Origin of the sequence: Cohnella cellulosilytica (assembly GCF_042431195.1) — a bacterium.
Classification (GTDB): Bacteria; Bacillota; Bacilli; order Paenibacillales; family Paenibacillaceae; genus Cohnella; species Cohnella cellulosilytica.
Genome location: NZ_JBHMDN010000034.1, coordinates 1 through 18,621 on the forward strand (window position 1 = coordinate 1; position 18,621 = coordinate 18,621).

Here is an 18,621-nt window from a genome sequence, read left to right on the forward strand (position 1 = left end):
CCGGACAATTTGATATAGAAATTATACCAAGGTTAGCGGCGGTGAGGGGGAGAAAAAGCACGGTCGCAATGACCATGCCTTTTCCACAGTTAATCGACAGCTTCTGACGGACCGCTAGTCCGACATTCCGCTGCTGATCAGCCTTTTAACGGCCTGACGGATCGCTATTCCGGTGATCCGCCGCTGATCGCGGCCCATTCAAAGTTTTATAGAACGCCATTTAAAGAATATCTCGCTTTATTTCTATTAAGATCGCAACAGAATGCTTTTGATTTTGTAATAGTTATAGGTAAGTTGAACCCGCGAAGAGGAGGTCTGTTGCATTCCGAGAGAGGGTTGTGTGAAAGTCCCATTTGATCGCGAAGTATGGGCATGGGGAACACAGGGGAGATACCGCATGAAGACTATAAACAACCAAATAACCAAATAATCGGCCAGGAGGGAGCAAAGCTGAGATTTCTATTATCTAGCTTGTGTATTTTGTTGCTCGCCGTGCTGTTGGGCTGCGCCAAGCAACCGGACCCGATCGCCATTGACTATGATAGCAGCCTTGTTCCGGTGCAAGTCCAATTTAACGGCAAGGTCTATCAAACAACTTCCGAAACAGGGACATGTACAAAAGAAAAAGAAATCGGAAAGGGATACGCGTTATCGGAGGAAGGCGAGATTTTAGAACGGATATATTGGCGGGTCTTTCAAGAAGCCGATGGGAGAATTGCGGTGAAGGCAACGAGGACGTGTTACATTTTTACCGAATAGAGCAAAAGGGACCGCCCGCGGGGCAGTCCCTTGCTCGTTGTTTTCGCAAATTAAGAAATGATGAATTTAACGACAACCGCGACCGTGAATACGATGAACATGAAGCCGAACATCACTCCAAAGCCGGCCGCCACGTCGAACAGATCGTCGCGCGGTTCTTCGTTGATGTGCTGGCGCGGATCGGTAACATTAGCCATTGATAAGCCTCCTGATACGCATTCGATAGTTACAGTATACCCAACATCGCTTTTTGTTGTAAAGTATTCCCCGGAACGATCGGTGACAAGTTTGCGACAACGGAAAATCCGATAAGGCGGCGTATCGTCCGAATGTGCTACAATGGGAGGAACGGGTGTTCTATCCGGCCGGACGTCAAAGCTTAACCAGAGGAGGGACGTTATCTTGGATACCCTGAAATCTTCCGCGGATCGGGACAAAGCGATGGAGAACATTCGCAACAAGCTGGCGCTGCTTCCCGATCAGCCCGGCTGCTATCTGATGAAAAACGAAGAAGGAAAAATCATATACGTCGGCAAGGCGAAAGTGCTCAAAAACCGCGTGCGCTCCTACTTTACCGGCAGCCACGACGGCAAGACGCAGCGGCTCGTCTCCGAAATCCGCGACTTCGAATACATCGTAACGGCCAGCAATACGGAATCGCTGATTCTCGAGTGCAACTTGATCAAGGAGCATTTTCCCCGATACAATGTGCTGCTCAAGGACGACAAATCGTTTCCCTACTTGAAAATCACCAGCGACAAGCACCCGAAGCTGGAGGTGACGAGGCGGGTCGTGAAGGACAGGGCGAAATATTTCGGGCCTTACCCGAACGCCTTCGCCGCGCAGGAAACGAAGAAGCTCCTCGATAGGATGTACCCGCTGCGCAAATGCAATACGCTCCCGGACAAAGTATGCCTGTACTATCATATGGGCCAGTGCGTGGCGCCTTGCGAGTATCCGGTGGAGCAGCAGGTTTATGACGAGATGGTCGGGGAGATTGCCCGCTTTCTGAACGGCGGTCATACGGAGATTAAACGCGAGCTGAAGCGCAAAATGGAGCAGGCCGCCGAAGAGCTGCAATTCGAGCGGGCCAAGGAATACCGCGATCAGATCGCGGCGATCGAGGCGCTGATGGAGAAGCAGACGATCAATATGGCGGACGCGATGGACCGCGACGTGTTCGGCTATTCGGTCGACAAGGGCTGGATGTGCGTGCAAATTCTTTATATGCGCCAAGGCAAAATGAATCAGCGGCATATGTCCGTTTTTCCGTTCTACGGGGAGGCGTACGATGACTTCCTCAGCTATGTGACGCAGTATTACAGTGACAATCCGGCCTTGCCCCGCGAGGTGCTGCTGCCCTCGCCGCCGGGGGAAGAAGCGGGCGAGGAGGCGGCGGAGAAATCCGCCCAGCCGGGTGTGGCCGGCGAAGCGGCCCGGACCGCCATGGTCGCCGAAGCGAAGACGAGCTATGGCGCGGCGGACGGGCACGAGGCGGAAGAGGGAGAAGCCGCGGAGGTCGGGGAATCGCTGCGGCGCTGGCTGAAAATCAAGGTGGCGATTCCGCGCCGGGGCTCGAAGCGCCAGCTCGTTTCGATGGCGTGCGACAACTCCCGCGTCGCGCTGGAGGAGAAGTTCCGGCTGATCGAGCGGGACGAGTCGCGCACGGGCAAGGCGGCGGAAGGGCTGGCGAATTGGCTCGGCATTCCGAGCGCGTCGCGCATCGAGGCGTTCGACAACTCGAACATCCAGGGCGCTTCCGCCGTGTCGGCGATGGTCGTGTTCACGGACGGCAAGCCGGATAAGAAGGAATACCGCAAATACAACGTCAAGACGGTGCAGGGTCCGGACGATTACGAGTCGATGCGCGAGGTCGTGCGGCGGCGTTACGAGCGCGTGCTGAAGGAAGGGCTGCGCCTGCCCGACCTGATCGTCGTCGACGGCGGCAAAGGGCATATCGCCGCCGCGCTGGACGTGCTCGTCAACGAGCTGGGGCTCGACGTGCCTGTCTGCGGCTTGGCGAAGGACGCGAAGCACCGCACCTCACAGCTGCTTGTGGGCGATCCGCCCGAGGTCGTTCCGCTGCCGCGCGACAGCCAGGAGTTTTACTTGCTGCAGCGTATCCAGGACGAGGTGCACCGGTTCGCGATTACGTTCCACCGCGAGAAGCGGGCCAAATCGATGGTCGCTTCGCGGCTGGACGCGATCCCGGGCATCGGGGAGAAAAGAAGGAAACAGCTGCTGAGCCATTTCGGCTCGCTCAAGGCGATCAGGGAAGCGTCCGTTGAAGATTTTCGCGAGGTATCGATCGGCGAGGCGCTGGCCCAACGCATTCTTGACGCGCTTCATGCGGAATAATTCTTAAACCGGAAATCAAGGCCGATTCATAAGCCGATGCGGAAACGCCGGCTTGCGGGTCGGCCTTTCGCGTTTCTCTGGACCAAAGTCTAATGCCTGCTGGACGAAAGTTCGGAACCGAACCCGACGCGAACCGATGGGAACGGGAGCCGCCCGGCGATACAATGAACTTAACGCGAACGGCAGCGGAAAATAGACGAAGACGGAGGAGCGGACATGCATAATCAACCGGTATGGACGGCGGGAAGAACGGTGTGGCAGCGAGGACTGACGCTGCAGAGAAGAAGCTTCGGCTTTGCCAGGCAAAGCGTATGGATGGCGTGGGAGAAGGCCGCGGCCTGGGCGATGAGATTGACGAGCGAGCATACGCTGCGCGCCGGAATGTGCATCGTCATGGTCAAGAAGTACAAGGGAGAGCCGTTCGTCTGCGAGGACGGAACCCGGATCGAGCGCGGCGACCGGATCGGCGAGCTGCATCTGAACAACGGGATGGTGCTGGCGTTAACGAGGGAGCTCGGTGCGGACAGGGCGGCGCTTCAGACGGCGCGGCTGGCGCGGAACTCTCTCCGGCAAATCCGCGAGGAATTGGATGGAAGGCTCGCCCCGGCGGGGGTCAAAGCGCTGGTCGGCATTACGATTCTTCATCGGGGGCTGACGCACGGCCTCGGATTCGAACAGCGGCCGCTCGCCTCGAAGCGATTCGAGCGGCTGACGGCGTTTTATTTGAAGCTGCTGCTTCGCTTCATGCACCCCGACGGGATGGGGCGCAGCGAACGGAGCAAGCTGAAGCTGACTCCGGTTATGCTCGTCTGCACCCGCGACAATCTTGGCCGCAAGTTCGGAGCCCGTTCATCCGTTCCTCGCAAGGAGCGAATAAGTTGAACGCTCCCGCAGCCGAAGCTTCTTCCCGGAGCGTCAAGCGCGGCGCGGCGGCCTGGAAGCCGCTGCTGTGGCTGCTGCTCATTCCGACGCTTAACCTGCTGTACGTCTTTCAGAACAGGGCGGCGGCGGACGCATGGTCGCTCATGACCGAAGTCGACGCAAGCCTCCCTTTCGTGCCGGCCTTCGCGCTTCCTTACTCGCTCTGGTATCCTTTTCTGTTCGTCGTGTTCGCCCTTGTTCTTCGCAAGGACAGGAAGGAATACTTCCGCTTGCTGCTGGCGTTCTGTCTCGGCCTGCTGCTGTCCAACCTCGTTTTTCTGCTGTTTCAGACGACGGTTCCCCGTCCCGAGATCGGGCCGGACGGATTTTTCCACGGCCTTGTCTCTTTTATCTACACGAACGATCAGCCGTACAATTGTTTTCCAAGCGTGCACGTACTGACGAGTGCTCTGATGGTCTACGGCTCCCGGGTTTTGAGCAGGGCGGCGAAAATCCCGATTTTCGCCGTTGCCGCCGGCATTATCGTTTCGACGGTGATGATCAAGCAGCACGTGATCGCGGACGTATTGGCCGGGCTGCTTGCCGCCAAGCTTGTGTTTTGGCTGTCCGGGGCGCTGATCGCGCGGCTGTCGGAACGCAAAAGGAGCCGTCTGCCAAGCCGGGGCGCACAAGATGATAGATGAGAAAAGAAGAAGCATCTATCTCCTGGAGACTGTCTCATACGGTCCTGAAATGTAGGAGATAGATGCGACTCACGCCCATCCATCGATCATCGTTCAGTGCGCTCCTGTTTGCTCGGCAGACGGCTCCGGGTTTCAGACTTGCGGTCGAAGCGCCTTGTGAAGCCGCCCTATCACGATGCCGACAAGAGCGGGGGTGAGGAGGCTGAAGACGCCGCCGGCGAAGTCGCCGGGCAAGCCGTCGAACATCATCTGCATGCCCATCAGAATGGCGTCCAGCGCGACATGCGCGAAGATCACCGTCATCAGGCCGAAGCGGAGCATAAACCATCCGAAGAGGAAGGACAGCAGCACGAGCTCGATGACGCGCGTATACACCGGATAAACCGCATAGCCGACATGGCCGAGCGCCCAGAACAGACCGGGCGGCACGATCGCCAGCGTCGTCAGAACGACAGCCGTTCTTTTGGAAGGCTCTCCGCCCTTCAGCTTGCGGGCGAGGCCGACGAACCATTTGCGGAACACGCCGATGCCGAACAGCCGGCTTTGCAGCTCCTCCGATATGCCGGCGCACCAGGCCAGCAGCGGCAGCAGCAGCGGGATGCTCATGTTGTACATCGATTGCGTCGCGTCGCTCGAGGCGAACGCGCCCAGGCTTTTCTCCAGCAGAAGCAGGATGACGGATTGCGCGCCCAGCAAAATAAAGGCCAGGAAGTAGCCCTCCTTCATGCTCTTGAGCACCGCTTCCCCGTAGCCCGATTCCCGCCATCTCGGCCACAGCGAACGACCCATCGACTTCCACAGGCCGTCGCCGCCGACCGCCGAGAAATAAGTGAGCAGCGCCATGGCCGCGTATGTCACGAGGCTGACCGCAAGATTAAGATTGTCTCCCGGGCTGATGCCCGATTCCCACGTTCCCGCCCGCAAGCCCGGAATCATATTAAACGTCAGGCCCGCGTACAGCGCGAAAAAGACGAGCGCCAGAAAGATGCCCCTGCGATACGAAGTATGTCCGCCATGCGTTCCCGTATAAATGATAGCCAGGATGAATAGCAGCACTTGGGGCAAAATGAAGCCGAAAACCGACAATTCCGTCGCCCACCGCTCCTGCCGCTCCATGTACGCGAGGAACGGCGCGGGCAAGTCGACGCGATAGGAGACCGCTCCGCCCTGCCAGCTCGGGTAAGCGGAATCCGTCAGCCGGAAATCCGCCGGGGCTGCGACTTCCAGCACAAGCTTGGCTTCTCCGATCGCCGGCTGCCGGGAGGCGTACGCGAAGCCGCCGCCGGCGGACGTCCCGCCGGTCCATTCCCAATCGTCCGGACGGATCCCGAATGCCGACGCGTACTGCAGCGCGTTGGCCGCCTGCTCCGCCGTCGGCTGTTCCGCCGCTTCGCCGGCCGAAGCGCCGGCTGCCGCGCCAAGATGACGCCAGGCGACGAGCTCGCCCGACTCCATATGGAGCGAGACGGCCAGCGCCCCGGGCACTCCGTTTACGTACAGCTCGACGACGTAGACGTCCGTCGGAGTCGCCGCCGCCCATTGCTTGTCGTAAGCGTCCGCCAGCGCGTGTTTCGAGAAATAGCCGTTCGTTTTGCCGTCGGTCATGTGCGTGACCGTCGTCTTGCTTACGTCGGAGGCCGCGACGTTGAATTTATCCGCCGCCCATTCGATCGCCCGCTGCTCCGCTTCGCCCCTCGTGAGCACGGGAGCGGAGTTCATGGAAAACAATTGCCCGGTAACGGGAAACACTTGAATCAATAAAAACAAGACCAGTCCGACGGAGGACGCCCACACCCAGCGTCTGTCCAGCGGCAGCGGTCGATTGTCGATCATTCGGCTTCTCTCCTCGCATGCAAATCAATACAAGATAACGGATACAACGGCTTTGTTCGCGGCGTTGCCGGGATTTTCATTAAGTATCTCGCATTTTCAACGAAAATGAAAGCAAATGGAACGATAAAGACTGTCCGAGGCCGTTCCGTGCGGATAACCGCTGCTTAAATCGCTCAAACGAGCCGGATTGCCCCCATTCTGGTGTTGTTCCTCCTATTCGTTCGGACTATAATTCGGATGGTACGTCAATTCCATTCATTTCATCGAACGAAACGGCCGAATTTCCGCATCCGGAAAACGGGGGAACCAAAGGATTGCGTGTACAAGACCTATTGTATTCGAAGATCCAGGGGTGAATTCCATTCCGCGCAAGTCGCGAAGGATAGGGCAGCCTGTTCGAGCCCGAACCCGACAGCTAACCTCGTAGGCTTTATACGAACAGGAATCGCGTGCGTCGAAAGCGCTGGGTTCCAGTGCTTTTTTATTTTGCCTGAAAAGAGTAAGCCAACTGCAGAGGTGGATATTTTGTTTAAAAAAGCGGTGCGCTGGTTGTATGCTTCCCCGCCAAGAATGCTGTTATTGGGGTTTTCGATCATCATATTGGCGGGGGCGTTCCTGCTCAAGCTGCCGGTTGCTTCCGCAAGCCGGGAACCGATCTCGTTCGTCGACGCCTTGTTCACCGCGACCTCCGCGGCTTGCGTCACCGGCCTGGTCGTGTTCGACACGGGCTCTCATTTCTCCACGTTCGGCCATTGGGTCATTCTGATGCTCGTGCAGATCGGCGGGATCGGCTTCATGACGATGGCGACGCTGTTCGCGTTGATTTTGCGCAGAAGGATTTCGCTCAGGGAAAGGCTGATTTTGCAGGAGTCGTTAAATCAGGGCAGCATCGAAGGGCTTGTCCGGCTCGTGCGCAAAGTGATTTTTTACGCGCTGATGATCGAGCTGGTCGGGACCGTCCTCTATACCGTGCGCTTCGCCTTCGATATGCCGTTCGGACAGGCCGTTTACCACGGCGTCTTTCATGCGATTTCCGTGTTTAACAACGCGGGCTTCGACTTGTCCGGCAATTCCGGCAGCTTTTCCCAATACGCTTCCGACCTGTACATCAACGCCGTCTCGATGGGGCTTATCGTACTCGGAGGTTTCGGGTTTATCGTACTGGCCGACCTGTTCGAAATTCGCAGGAAGAAGAAGTTCTCCCTGCACACGAAAGTCGTTCTGAGCGTGTCCGCCGTTCTGATTGCGGTCGGAGCCGTTATCATTCTCATCTTCGAATTTACGAATACCCGCTCGATCGGGGACGAAAGCTTCGGTCACAAAGCTTTGAGCGCGCTGTTCCATTCGGTGACGACCCGCTCCGCGGGGGTGACGACCGGCGATATCGCGGATTATCGCCAGGCGACCCAGTTTTTCATGATTATTCTGATGTTTATCGGCGCTTCGCCGGGCTCCACCGGGGGCGGCATCAAGACGACGACGTTTGCCGTGCTCGTCGGGGCCGTGCTCGCGATGATCCGCGGCAAGGAGGACGTCGTGCTGTTCCGCTTCCGTCTCGCCCAGGAGCGCGTTTATAAAGCCGTAACCGTCACGCTGTTCTGTATCGGCATCGTGTTGCTGGGAACGATGATTCTGGCGACGACCGAGGACGCGAGCTTCCTGAAAATTTTGTTCGAGGCCACTTCGGCCTTCGGCACCGTCGGATTGTCGATGGGGCTTACGGGGAGTTTAACGGTAGCCGGGAAGCTGACGATCATTTTCTTGATGTTCATGGGCCGGCTGGGTCCGCTTACGCTGACGTACGCTTTGGGACCCAAACCGGGCCGGGTGCTTTATCGGCATGCCGAAGGCAAAATTATTATCGGATAAGGGCGGAGAACCATGAAATTAAATCAATTCGTCATTATCGGCCTTGGCAGATTCGGCTCCAACCTGGGCCGGGAATTGATCAGACTGGGCTATGAAGTGCTCGGCGTGGATCGGGACGAGGAGAAGGTGCAGGAGCTTTCCGGCGTGCTGACGCATACGATCGTGGCGGACGCGACGGAGGAAGAGGTTTTGCGCTCCGTGGGAGCGCGGAATTTCGACTGCGGCGTCGTGGCGATCGGCGACGATATCCAGGCCAGCATTCTGGCCACGATTCTGCTTAAGGAGCTCGGCGTCAAGAAGGTCGTGGCGAAGGCGGTGTCCGACCTGCACGGACGAGTGCTGGAGAGGATGGGCGTCGACCGGATCATCTATCCCGAGCGGGATATGGGCATACGGGTCGCGCATCAGCTCGTCTCGCCCAACCTGCTCGATTACATCGAGCTGTCCCGGAAGTATACGATCGCGGAGCTTGCGGTTCCGCGGTGCTGGTCGGGCAAATCTCTTGGAGACGTCGATTTGCGCGGCAAATTCGGCTGCAGCATCGTGGCGATCAACAAGCCGCAAGGGATGATCATCGCTCCGGCGGCCCAAGACGTTTTGGCGCAGGAGGACGTGATGGTGCTGATCGGCACGAACGATCAAATCGAGCAGTGTCAGGAATCGTTTCAGTCCGGTGAATGAAATCCATCCGGTTCGTTCAGGCTAACGTTAGATGACGAGCGGGTGGGAGGAATGGGCGATGAAGAGGGTGCGCCTTGGAATAGCGGTGACGGCGCTGGCGAGCGTCGTCGCTTTTTTGGCTTTGGGGCTTGCGCCCTCGCCGACGAACGCCGATGCGGCGAAGCCGTCCGGCAGCCGTTGGACCGAATGGGAGCGCAAGTACGAAGGCGTCTTCGTGCTGTCCGCTTCGCGGGAGTCCCGCAAAATCGCCTTGACGTTCGACGACGTGCCCGATCCGCGCTACACGCCCCGGGTGCTGGACATTTTGAAGAGGAAGGGCGTTCGCGCCAGCTTTTTCGTCGTCGGCACCCGCGCGCGCAAACATCCCGACCTGGTCAAACGAATCCATCGGGAAGGCCACGATATCGGCAACCATTCTTACAGTCATCCCGATTTTTCGAAAATGACGCTGGCGCGGGTGCAGGACCAAATTTTGCGGGCGGAAGCGGCGATCACGAGCGCGGTCGGCTTAAGGCCGAGGCTCGTTCGTCCGCCGTACGGGGAAATCGTGCCCAGGCAGCTGGAATGGGCGAAAAGACGAGGCTACACGGTCGTCAATTGGGACGTCGATTCCTCGGACTGGCGCCAGCTTAGCGCCGAGCAGGTATTTCGCAACGTGACCCGCGCGATAAAGCCGGGCTCGGTCGTGCTGATGCATGCCGGAGGCGGGGTCGGCCAAAGCCTGTCCGGAACGGTCGAAGCGCTGCCGAAAATCATCGACTGGCTGCGGGAGCACGACTACGAGCCCGTTGCGCTGACGGAGCTGCTGAACTTGCCTGAGAAGAAGGGGCAGGTAAAGTAAGGTAATGTAAAGTAAAGTAAGGGGGCAGGGGCTGTCCCTTAAGTAGGGAGAAGTATAAGATTAGCGAAGAAAAAAGTGGGCATCTATCTCCTGGAGACTGCCTCATACGATCCTGAAATCACCGATTAACGGGTTTACCATTCCCATTTCAGGATCGTATAGCATCGGAAGGAGATAGATACCCCTTGAGAACATCGATAATCATTAGGCACGACTCTTATTACTTATGGGGCATCCCCCGTTATTCCAAAACGTACACTTTGACATTCTGGAAGCCGAAGCCGGAGACGAACGAACGGGAGCCGGGAACGAAAATGTCGATTCGGTTGCCCTTGATCGCGCCGCCCGCATCGGACGCGGTGGCGGTCATGCCGCCTGCCGGAAGGCCGGAGAAGTCGTAGCCGGTAATGTACACTTTGGTGCCAAACGGAATGACGTCGGGATCGACCGCGATCGTTCCGAGCTTCAGCGGATTGCCGAAGTAGTCGACGGCGCCCCATTTGCCGTTCTCCTCGGCCGCCGCCGAGTACGCGGTCGCTTTAACGTCCAGCGCCCTGGAGAAGGCGAGCGATTGACCGGAAACAGTCGTCACCGCCTGCGTCTTCTGAACTGCGGACTTGGAAGCGGCCGTCATCGTCTTGTTCGCGGCGGGAGCGGCGGGAATGACCAGCTTCAGGCCGGCGTAGATGTTAAGCGGATCGATGGCGGGATTCGCGTCCATCAACTGCTGCAAAGGGAGATTCAACTGTTGGGAAAGCTTCCAGAACGTATCGGAATCCTTCGCCGTATAGGTCGAAGCCGCATGGGCGGTCAGGCCCGGAAGCGCGATAGCCGCGCCCAGGGCAAGCGCGGCCGAGCGCGCGCCGATTGTTTTCCAACGGATAGTCATGGTATTTTCCTCCTGAACAAATTGGGGATAGCCCCGACTCGTTGTAAAAGGTACCATAGCCAATCGTCGGATAACAGAGGAAAGATCAGGAAGGCGCGGCGGGTGAGAATTCTCTAAGATTCCTTGCTCCGCGCCGATTTGCGGTTAAAGTAGGCGCTTGTCTCCTCGATCAGATAACGCGTCGAAGGGGCGAGCCAGGCCGGATCGCCGTGAATCAGAAACGTCGTTCGCTTCGTCTCCTCAAGCTCTTTGATGCGCGCGAGGTACAGATCGTTGTCGATAAGCACCTGCTCGCGGAGGTAGGATTTGGGAAGCAGCGTGGCCGCGCGGCAGGCGCTAAGCAGCCGGATAATCGCCTCGAACGAGTCGATTTCCATGCGGACGTCGGGCTTGAGGTTATATTTTTTTAATAATTCGTCGGTCAAGGTGCGATACCACGTTCCGTGGGCGAACAGAATCATCGGCAGGTTCTGCAGATCGGTCATCTCGATATGCGTTCTTTCCAATATAATATGCGTTCGCGGCAGCACGAGGATAAGATGGTCGTCGAATAAGGGTACACTGGTAATGGCGGCATCGTCGATCACGGAGGAGGCGACAATGCCGAAATCGACTTTGCGTTCCTTGACCAGCTCGGCGATTTCGTGCGATTTGCCGGTGATCGCTTTGATCTCCAGATTGGGGTGCTTCTCGGTCATCGTCTTTACGAGATCGGGCAGCGTCGTTTGCAGCGTCGTCAGGCTGGCCCCGATCGTGGCGATGTGGGCTTCGGACGACTTGTAAGCGTTCAGCTTCTGCAGGTAGCTGCCGTGGAAGCGTCTGAGCTCCAGCGCGAATTCGTAGGTGACCTGGCCGGCCGCGGTCAGCTCCAGCCTTTTGCCGATTCTGCGGAACAAGTCGACCTCCAGCTCGGCCTCGAGCCGGGCAAGGCGGCGGGACAGCGCCGGCTGGGACAGGTTTAATCGTTCCGCCGCCCTGTTCAGGCTGGTCTGCTCGACGATTGTCGCGAACAAACGCATATCTTCAAGCATGAATGCACCTCGTCTCTTATGCGGTATTGTTATAAGCGATAATATTAAATAAGCAGTTCCATTATAAGCGAAAATAGAGTAACCTTAAAGACGGTGACAAAATGGTGACGAATGCCAGCCGTGCCAGAAGCATCGTCATCCGATGTCGAAGCACGGATGCGAAAGGAGAACAAACTTAGACATGAAAGGTAATTCTTATTTACCGCGCAAGCTTCATTCGTTGCTTGGCGTAATCCCGCTCGGCTTGTTCATCGTCGAGCATGCGCTGACGAACTACTCGGCCTTTGAGGGGGGGCAGGAAGGATTCTCGGACGCGATCGATTTGCTGAACAGCCTTCCGCTTATTTTCTTCCTGGAGCTGTTCGTGATCTGGCTGCCGATTTTGTTCCACGGGGTGTACGGCCTGTACATCGCTTACCAGTCGAACCTTAACACCGGCAGATTCAGCTACGGGCGCAACTGGGCGTTCGCGCTGCAAAGGATTACGGGGGTCATCACTTTTATTTTTATCGCATGGCATTTCTACGATACCCGGATTCAGGTCGCGTTGGGCAACGTCTCCCATGAGGAATTGGGTCAGCACATGAACAATATTCTGAGCAACCCGCTTGCCGCGACGGCTTACGTCATCGGCGTATTGGCCGCGACGTTCCACTTCGCGAACGGGCTGTGGGCGTTCCTCGTCAGCTGGGGCATTACGATCGGTCCTCGCGCGCAGAAGGTTTCGTCCAGAATTTGCATGGGGATCTTCGTCATCCTGGCGGTTCTGTTCTTGCTGTCCATTTTCGCATTCCGCAGCGACGAGTTCGCTTCGGCGGCGGCAGCGGCGCTAAGCGCGGTATCGGTAGGTTAAGGGAGGAGTAACTACACATGGCAACTCAAAAAGTCATAGTCGTCGGGGGCGGCCTCGCCGGCCTGATGGCGACGATCAAAGCGGCGGAGGCCGGCGTTCGCGTCGATCTGTTCTCGCTTGTTCCGGTCAAGAGATCTCACTCCGTGTGCGCGCAGGGCGGCATCAACGGAGCTGTAAATACGAAGGGCGAAGGCGACTCCCCCTGGGAGCACTTCGACGATACGGTATACGGCGGCGACTTCCTGGCGAACCAGCCTCCGGTTAAAGCGATGTGCGAGGCGGCGCCCGGCATCATTCACCTGATGGACCGGATGGGCGTCATGTTCAGCCGGACTCCGGAAGGCTTGCTCGACTTCCGCCGCTTCGGCGGGACGCAGTACCACCGCACCGCGTTCGCGGGCGCGACGACCGGGCAGCAGCTGCTCTACGCGCTGGACGAGCAAGTTCGCCGCTGGGAAGTGGCGGGTCTCGTGCAGAAGTACGAGCACTGGGAATTCACCGGCGCCGTTCTCGACGACGACGGCGTATGCCGCGGCATTTCCGCGCAGGATCTGCGCACGATGGAGTCGGTTACGTTCCGCGGCGACGCGGTTATTCTGGCGACGGGCGGACCGGGCATCATCTTCGGCAAAACGACGAACTCCGTCATCAATACGGGAACCGCGGCCAGCGCGGTGTACCAGCAGGGCGTCTACTACGCGAACGGCGAGTTTATCCAGATTCACCCGACGGCGATTCCCGGCGACGACAAAAACCGTCTCATGAGCGAATCGGCGCGCGGGGAAGGCGGACGCATCTGGACGTACAAGGACGGCAAGCCGTGGTACTTCCTCGAGGAGAAATATCCGGCATACGGCAACCTCGTGCCGCGGGACATCGCGACGCGGGAAATTTTCGACGTGTGCGTCAACCAGAAGCTCGGCATCGACGGCGAGAACAAAGTGTATCTCGACCTCTCGCACAAGGATCCGAAGGAGCTCGACGTCAAGCTCGGCGGGATCATCGAAATCTACGAGAAATTCACGGGCGACGACCCGCGTAAAATTCCGATGCAGATTTTCCCGGCCGTGCACTATTCGATGGGCGGCCTGTGGGTCGACTACAATCAAATGACGAACATTCCGGGGCTGTTCGCCTGCGGCGAGTGCGATTATCAATACCACGGCGCGAACCGGCTCGGCGCGAACTCGCTGCTGTCCGCGATTTTCGGCGGCATGGTGACCGGACCGAAAGCGATCGAGTACGTCAAAGGCTTGAAGAAATCGGCCGAGGACGTGTCCGAGAGCGTGTACGAGCGCGAGCGCAGCAAGCATGCGTCCAAGTACGAAGCGATCACGAAGATGGACGGCAAGGAAAACGCGTACGTCTTGGCCAAAGAACTGGGCGAATGGATGACGAACAATATGACCGTCGTCCGTTACAACAAGAAGCTTGAAGAGACGCTTGACAAGATCAAAGAACTCAAGCAGCGTTACCAAAATATCAACATTAACGATACGGCGCAATGGAACAACTCGGGCGCGGCGTTTACTCGCCAGTTGTGGAACATGATCGAGCTGGCCGAGTCGATGACGGCCGGAGCGCTGCTGCGCAACGAAAGCCGCGGCGCGCACTACAAGCCGGAGTTCCCGGAGCGCGACGACGACAATTTCCTGAAGACGACAAAGGCGAAATGGACGCCGGAAGGGCCGCAAATTTCGTACGAGGACGTCGACGTATCGCTGATCAAGCCGCGGAAGCGCGACTATTCCACCAACAAGAAGAAGGAGGGCTAATCCATGGCGGAAGCAACTGCAGCACCGACTCCGTCGGCGACAGGTCGTAAAGTCAAATTTATCATTACTCGCCGGGAGCGTCCGGATGCCTCCCCATTCACGGAGGAATTCGAGGTTCCCTATCGTCCGAACATGAACGTCATCAGCGCGCTGATGGAAATTCAGCGCAACCCGGTTAACGCGAAGGGCGAGAAAACCGTTCCCGTATGCTGGGAGTCCAACTGTCTGGAGGAAGTGTGCGGCGCGTGCTCGATGGTGATCAACGGCAAGCCGCGCCAAGCGTGCAGCGCGCTGATCGACAAGCTGGAGCAGCCGATCCGGCTGGAGCCGATGTCGACGTTCCCGGTCGTGCGCGATCTGGTCATCAACCGCGAGCGCATGTTCAACGCGCTTAAGAAGGTCAAAGCCTGGATTCCGATCGACGGAACGTACGATCTCGGACCGGGACCGCGGATGGCGGAATCGAAGCGCCAATGGGCGTACGAGCTGTCCAAATGCATGACGTGCGGCGTCTGCCTCGAGGCATGCCCGAACGTCAACGACCGCAACAGCTTTATCGGACCGGCTTCGATCTCGCAGGTGCGGCTGTTCAACGCCCATCCGACGGGCGAGATGAACGCGCACGAGCGTCTCGAAGCGCTGATGGAGGAAGGCGGCATCGAAGGCTGCGGCAACTCGCAAAACTGCGTCCGCTCCTGCCCGAAAGGCATTCCGCTGACAACTTCGATCGCGGCGATGAACAAGGATACGACCAAGCAGCTGTTCAAGCAGTGGCTCGGCCTGTAAGTCAAGCTTGCGTCCCGCAATCGTTCGCAGCGCAGCGGAAGTCTTCTTTTAAGATGCGAAAGGACCTCAAAATCCACGGAAATGGTGGAGGCTGAGGTCCTTTTTTTTGCGGCTCGGCCGGAGCGTTAAGGGACTCTGACCAAATAGGTTGCGAAGCGGTTGCGGTTTTGCTGTTCGTCGGGCAGGGTGGACGTCACCATAAGCCGGTTGCCGGACGGATTCCAGCGCAAAGGGTCGGCCAGAAACTTGATGTCCAGCGACAAAGGAACGGATAGCCCGGTGGAAGCGTCCGCGACATAGATGCCTCGCACCGTTCCGCTCTGCGTGATCGCGGCGTACGCGAGCCGGCTGCCGTCCGGAGACCAGGCCAGACCGTACAGCTGGGAATCCTGGGCGACCGCGTGCAGCACGCTGCCCTGAAGGTCGACAATCAGCAGCTCCATCTCCCGGCTTTGCACGCTGCGAACGACGACGGCGAGCCGCTGCTCGTCGGGGGAGGGAACCATCCAGATGACACTGCCCTTCGTCTTGAGCTGCACCTGCTCGGTCGGGCTCTGAATCATCAGGGCGCCCTTAAGCGTCGTATAGAACAGCCGGTCGCCGAGCAAAGCCAGGTTGCCGGGAAACATTTCTTCACTGTCCAGCAGGAGACGCGGCTTCGCGCGGCTCGCGTCCGTCCGCCATTCGAAGATCTGCCCTTGAATCGTCGCGTAGACGAGCGAATCGTTATCGATCCAGCGGCCGTTGTCGACGGTCATCGCGTCCTCGGCCGTGAAAGCCGTCGATTCGCCGGTCGCCAGGTTCGCGATATGCCCTTGGCCCGTATTGCTCTGCAGGGAGAACGATTTGTAAAACACCTTCGTTTTGTCCGGACTGGCCACGGCATAGCCCTGATTGCTGTCCGAGGCGTCGATCGGCGTCTCGGTCCCGCCGGACAGCTCATGAATGTAGACGTTGCGCGGATACCAATCGGCGCCTTCCGCCCGTTCCGGCTTCCTGTCCGCGTTCTCGCGATCGACAAGCAGCTGCTCATCGCTGAGCCAGTCGGTGCCGCGAAGGTCGTTGAGCCGAACGAGTTCGTCGATTTCCGTCACCTCGTAGGCCGCTTGCTCGGGATTGTCCAATACGGTGATCGTCCGGTTCGCGATCTCGATCTCTTCCCTGTCCGCTCCCCATTGCGAGCCGCAGCCGGCCAGCAGAAGAACGGACGCCAGGCCGATTGCGGCCCCGGCATTGCGCCATGCGATCACGTCAGACCAGCTCCTTGTTCGAATGGTTTCGGGAGGGAGGGCGGAGGGGCAGGAAGAGCCGGAAGGTCGTCCCGGGTCCGGTGCGCGTCAGCAGCTCCACCGTTCCGCCCTGCTTCTCGGTCAATTGCTTGACGAGCGCCAGCCCGAGCCCCGTCCCGCCGCTGCTTCGGGAGCGATCCTTGTTCACCGTATAGAACGGCTCGAACACGCGCTCCCGGGCTTCCGCGGGAATGCCGATGCCCGTGTCGGCGATTTCCACGACGGAACGGCCTTCCGCCTCCCGGTTGGATACGGTCACCGTTCCTCCCTGCACGTTGTACTTGATGCCGTTGTCGAGCAGGTTCATGAAAATATGGATCAAGCTTTCGCGATCGGCCCATGCGTTGCCCGGCGTTAACGCCGGAACGAGCTCGACGCCGTATCTTTCCGCCTTGGCTTTCATCCGGCCGATCAGATCGAGCAGCAGCCCGGCCATATCGACCCTCTCCGGCCGGTATTCGAAATCGTATTTTTCCAGCGAAGACAGCCGCAGCACCTTATCGACCATCTCGGTCAGACGGTCCGCCTCGGCTCCGATATGGCGGACGGCATCCTCCGCCAGGGAGGCGTCCTCCGGATACAGCTCCATCAGCTCGGAATAGGCTTTAATCGACGTAAGGGGCGTCTTGAATTCGTGGCTGACGTTGCCGATGAATTGCTTCATGCCCGAAATATGATTGCGGATCTCGGTGCTCATATAATAAATTTCCTGTCCGAGCCGGCCCAGCTCATCCCGCCGTTTAAGCGGAGGACGGGTCAGAAACTCGCCTTTGCGGATGCGCCCGGCGGCGCGGTTCAGCTTCGCGATGGAGGACGCGGCCCGGGAGAAGTATAGATAGCCGAGAATAAAGCTCGCGGCCAGGACGGCCGCTCCGGTCCAGGCGAATAAACCGGCGATCGTATGGTAGAAACGCAGGTCGTTGGCCAGCGGATATTGAAATTGGATGACGCCCATCTGCTGTCCCGGTCCCTGGATCGGGGACAGATAAAGAATCGACGAGCCATCGCTCTGATAGGCGATTTTTCCTTCCAGGGCGAACCGGAGCGCGTGCTCTACGCCGTACGAGCTTGTGTTGAGAGGGACGGAGTCTCCGACTTTTTTGCCGTCCTTGTCGTACAGCGCGACATGCAGGCCCGAATAGACCGCCAGGTCCATCGAGAACTGCTGGCCCCTGGCCCGCAGAAACTGCTGCGCCTCGATGGGCGGTGAGGTCTGATAAGCCTGCTTGATGCTGAGATTGGCCAGCCTCGTCTGCTGCAGCAGCTCCTGCTCTATTCTCGTCCGCTGGTCGTCCTTGATGCCCTTGAGCACGAGCAGGCTCAGCACGAACACGGTCAGCAGCAGGAGCAGCGCGAGAAACAGGCTGAACTTGACCTTGATGCTGACCGCTCTCATGAACGGACTCCGGTCGCCTTGTAGCCGACTCCGAATACCGTTTGCAGCAGATGCTGCCCCGTGTCTCCCAGCTTTTTGCGCAGCCGCTGCATATGGATGTCGACCGTGCGGGTGCCGGCGGCGTATTCGAGTCCCCAGACGGCGTCCAGCAGCTCGTCGCGGGTATACACGCGTTCGGGATGGGACAGCAGCAGCAGGAGCAGATCGAATTCCTTCGGCGTCAGCTCGACCGGCTCGTCCCGGACGAGAACGGTGCGCGGCTTCGGAAGAAGCGTCAGCGCGCCCGCGACGATTTTTTCTTCCTCGGGCTCCTTCTTGTCGAGACGCCGGAGCAGCGCCTTGACCCGCGCGATCAGCTCCCGCAGGTCGAACGGCTTGGTCATGTAATCGTCCGCGCCCATCTCCAGGCCGACGATCTTGTCCACGATGTCGTTCTTGACGGTAAGCAGGATGATGCCCATGTTTGCGCGGTTGTCGAGCTTCTTGCAAACTTCGTAGCCCGTCAGCTTCGGCATCATGACGTCCAGCACGATGACATGCGGCCGGAAGCCGAGCGCTTGATCGAGCGCGGCTTGGCCGTCGTAGACCGTTACGACCTCGTAGCCTTCCTTGCGGAAGGCGTAGGAGATCGGGTTCGCGATGCCGGGCTCGTCGTCGGCCACGAGAATTCTTTTGTTCATAATCTCACCCGGATGG

Annotated in this window: 17 protein-coding genes and 1 riboswitch; of the genes, 10 read left to right on the top strand and 7 right to left on the bottom strand. The window is 58.5% G+C overall.

Annotated elements, in window-relative coordinates:
* Nucleotides 1-372: 372 nt before the first annotated feature.
* Complete coding sequence (locus tag ACFFT4_RS23245; protein ID WP_378051271.1) at nucleotides 373-759, top strand: hypothetical protein; 387 nt, start codon at nucleotides 373-375, stop codon at nucleotides 757-759.
* A 50-nt stretch (nucleotides 760-809) separates the two neighbouring features.
* Here ACFFT4_RS23245 and ACFFT4_RS23250 read toward each other — a convergent pair whose 3' ends face one another.
* Nucleotides 810-956: a YqzM family protein gene (locus tag ACFFT4_RS23250; RefSeq protein WP_378051272.1), complete on the bottom strand. Its 147-nt coding sequence runs from the start codon at nucleotides 954-956 to the stop codon at nucleotides 810-812.
* A gap of 244 nt (nucleotides 957-1,200) precedes the next feature.
* On the opposite strand from ACFFT4_RS23250, the gene uvrC reads away from it, so the two are divergent.
* The 3 genes from uvrC to ACFFT4_RS23265 all read left to right on the top strand — a co-directional run bounded on the left by uvrC (nucleotide 1,201) and on the right by ACFFT4_RS23265 (nucleotide 4,682).
* Nucleotides 1,201-3,117, top strand: coding sequence for an excinuclease ABC subunit UvrC (uvrC, locus tag ACFFT4_RS23255; protein WP_378051625.1), 1,917 nt, complete (start codon nucleotides 1,201-1,203; stop codon nucleotides 3,115-3,117).
* Between the two features lie 216 nt (nucleotides 3,118-3,333).
* Nucleotides 3,334-3,999: a YkoP family protein gene (locus ACFFT4_RS23260; protein ID WP_378051273.1), complete on the top strand. Its 666-nt coding sequence runs from the start codon at nucleotides 3,334-3,336 to the stop codon at nucleotides 3,997-3,999.
* Nucleotides 3,996-4,682 (top strand): phosphatase PAP2 family protein, encoded by a 687-nt coding sequence (locus ACFFT4_RS23265; protein ID WP_378051274.1) that lies wholly within the window; start codon nucleotides 3,996-3,998, stop codon nucleotides 4,680-4,682. Before ACFFT4_RS23260 ends, ACFFT4_RS23265 begins: the two co-directional genes overlap by 4 nt.
* A gap of 132 nt (nucleotides 4,683-4,814) precedes the next feature.
* On the opposite strand, the gene ACFFT4_RS23270 is transcribed toward ACFFT4_RS23265, so the two are convergent.
* Nucleotides 4,815-6,515 carry a hypothetical protein gene (locus ACFFT4_RS23270; protein ID WP_378051276.1) on the bottom strand — a complete coding sequence of 567 codons (1,701 nt, stop codon included), beginning with the start codon at nucleotides 6,513-6,515 and terminating at the stop codon, nucleotides 4,815-4,817.
* A 264-nt stretch (nucleotides 6,516-6,779) separates the two neighbouring features.
* A riboswitch (cyclic di-AMP (ydaO/yuaA leader) is annotated at nucleotides 6,780-6,960 on the top strand.
* 125 nt (nucleotides 6,961-7,085) lie between these two features.
* Between ACFFT4_RS23270 and ACFFT4_RS23275 the strand changes: the two genes are divergently transcribed.
* Genes ACFFT4_RS23275 through ACFFT4_RS23285 form a run of 3 tightly spaced genes read left to right on the top strand, consistent with a single transcriptional unit; the run spans nucleotide 7,086 to nucleotide 9,906 of the window.
* The gene (locus ACFFT4_RS23275; protein ID WP_378051626.1) at nucleotides 7,086-8,384 is read left to right on the top strand and encodes a TrkH family potassium uptake protein; all 1,299 of its coding nucleotides are present in this window, start codon (nucleotides 7,086-7,088) and stop codon (nucleotides 8,382-8,384) included.
* A 12-nt stretch (nucleotides 8,385-8,396) separates the two neighbouring features.
* Entirely contained in the window at nucleotides 8,397-9,065 is a 669-nt protein-coding gene (locus ACFFT4_RS23280; protein WP_378051278.1) for a potassium channel family protein, read from the top strand.
* Nucleotides 9,066-9,123: 58 nt separating this feature from the next.
* A complete protein-coding gene (locus ACFFT4_RS23285; RefSeq protein ID WP_378051279.1) occupies nucleotides 9,124-9,906 on the top strand; it encodes a polysaccharide deacetylase family protein in 783 nt (260 codons plus the stop codon).
* A gap of 241 nt (nucleotides 9,907-10,147) precedes the next feature.
* On the opposite strand, the gene ACFFT4_RS23290 is transcribed toward ACFFT4_RS23285, so the two are convergent.
* Complete coding sequence (locus ACFFT4_RS23290; protein ID WP_378051280.1) at nucleotides 10,148-10,795, bottom strand: 3D domain-containing protein; 648 nt, start codon at nucleotides 10,793-10,795, stop codon at nucleotides 10,148-10,150.
* Nucleotides 10,796-10,908: 113 nt separating this feature from the next.
* Nucleotides 10,909-11,826 (bottom strand): LysR family transcriptional regulator, encoded by a 918-nt coding sequence (locus ACFFT4_RS23295; protein ID WP_378051281.1) that lies wholly within the window; start codon nucleotides 11,824-11,826, stop codon nucleotides 10,909-10,911.
* A 181-nt stretch (nucleotides 11,827-12,007) separates the two neighbouring features.
* Between ACFFT4_RS23295 and ACFFT4_RS23300 the strand changes: the two genes are divergently transcribed.
* From ACFFT4_RS23300 to sdhB, 3 genes are read left to right on the top strand one after another with little or no spacing between them, the layout of a single operon-like run.
* Nucleotides 12,008-12,679, top strand: coding sequence for a succinate dehydrogenase cytochrome b558 subunit (locus ACFFT4_RS23300; protein WP_378051282.1), 672 nt, complete (start codon nucleotides 12,008-12,010; stop codon nucleotides 12,677-12,679).
* Between the two features lie 17 nt (nucleotides 12,680-12,696).
* Complete coding sequence (sdhA, locus tag ACFFT4_RS23305) at nucleotides 12,697-14,454, top strand: succinate dehydrogenase flavoprotein subunit (RefSeq protein ID WP_378051283.1); 1,758 nt, start codon at nucleotides 12,697-12,699, stop codon at nucleotides 14,452-14,454.
* Nucleotides 14,455-14,457: 3 nt separating this feature from the next.
* Nucleotides 14,458-15,240, top strand: coding sequence for a succinate dehydrogenase iron-sulfur subunit (gene sdhB, locus ACFFT4_RS23310; protein ID WP_378051284.1), 783 nt, complete (start codon nucleotides 14,458-14,460; stop codon nucleotides 15,238-15,240).
* Between the two features lie 125 nt (nucleotides 15,241-15,365).
* Here sdhB and ACFFT4_RS23315 read toward each other — a convergent pair whose 3' ends face one another.
* Genes ACFFT4_RS23315 through ACFFT4_RS23325 form a run of 3 tightly spaced genes read right to left on the bottom strand, consistent with a single transcriptional unit; the run spans nucleotide 15,366 to nucleotide 18,605 of the window.
* Nucleotides 15,366-16,490, bottom strand: a complete 1,125-nt coding sequence (locus ACFFT4_RS23315; protein WP_378051285.1) for a TolB-like translocation protein — start codon at nucleotides 16,488-16,490, stop codon at nucleotides 15,366-15,368.
* Nucleotide 16,491: 1 nt separating this feature from the next.
* The gene (locus ACFFT4_RS23320) at nucleotides 16,492-17,925 is read right to left on the bottom strand and encodes a sensor histidine kinase (protein WP_378051287.1); all 1,434 of its coding nucleotides are present in this window, start codon (nucleotides 17,923-17,925) and stop codon (nucleotides 16,492-16,494) included.
* A complete protein-coding gene (locus ACFFT4_RS23325) occupies nucleotides 17,922-18,605 on the bottom strand; it encodes a response regulator transcription factor (RefSeq protein WP_378051288.1) in 684 nt (227 codons plus the stop codon). The genes ACFFT4_RS23320 and ACFFT4_RS23325 overlap by 4 nt, the downstream gene beginning before the upstream one ends.
* Nucleotides 18,606-18,621 lie beyond the last annotated feature (16 nt).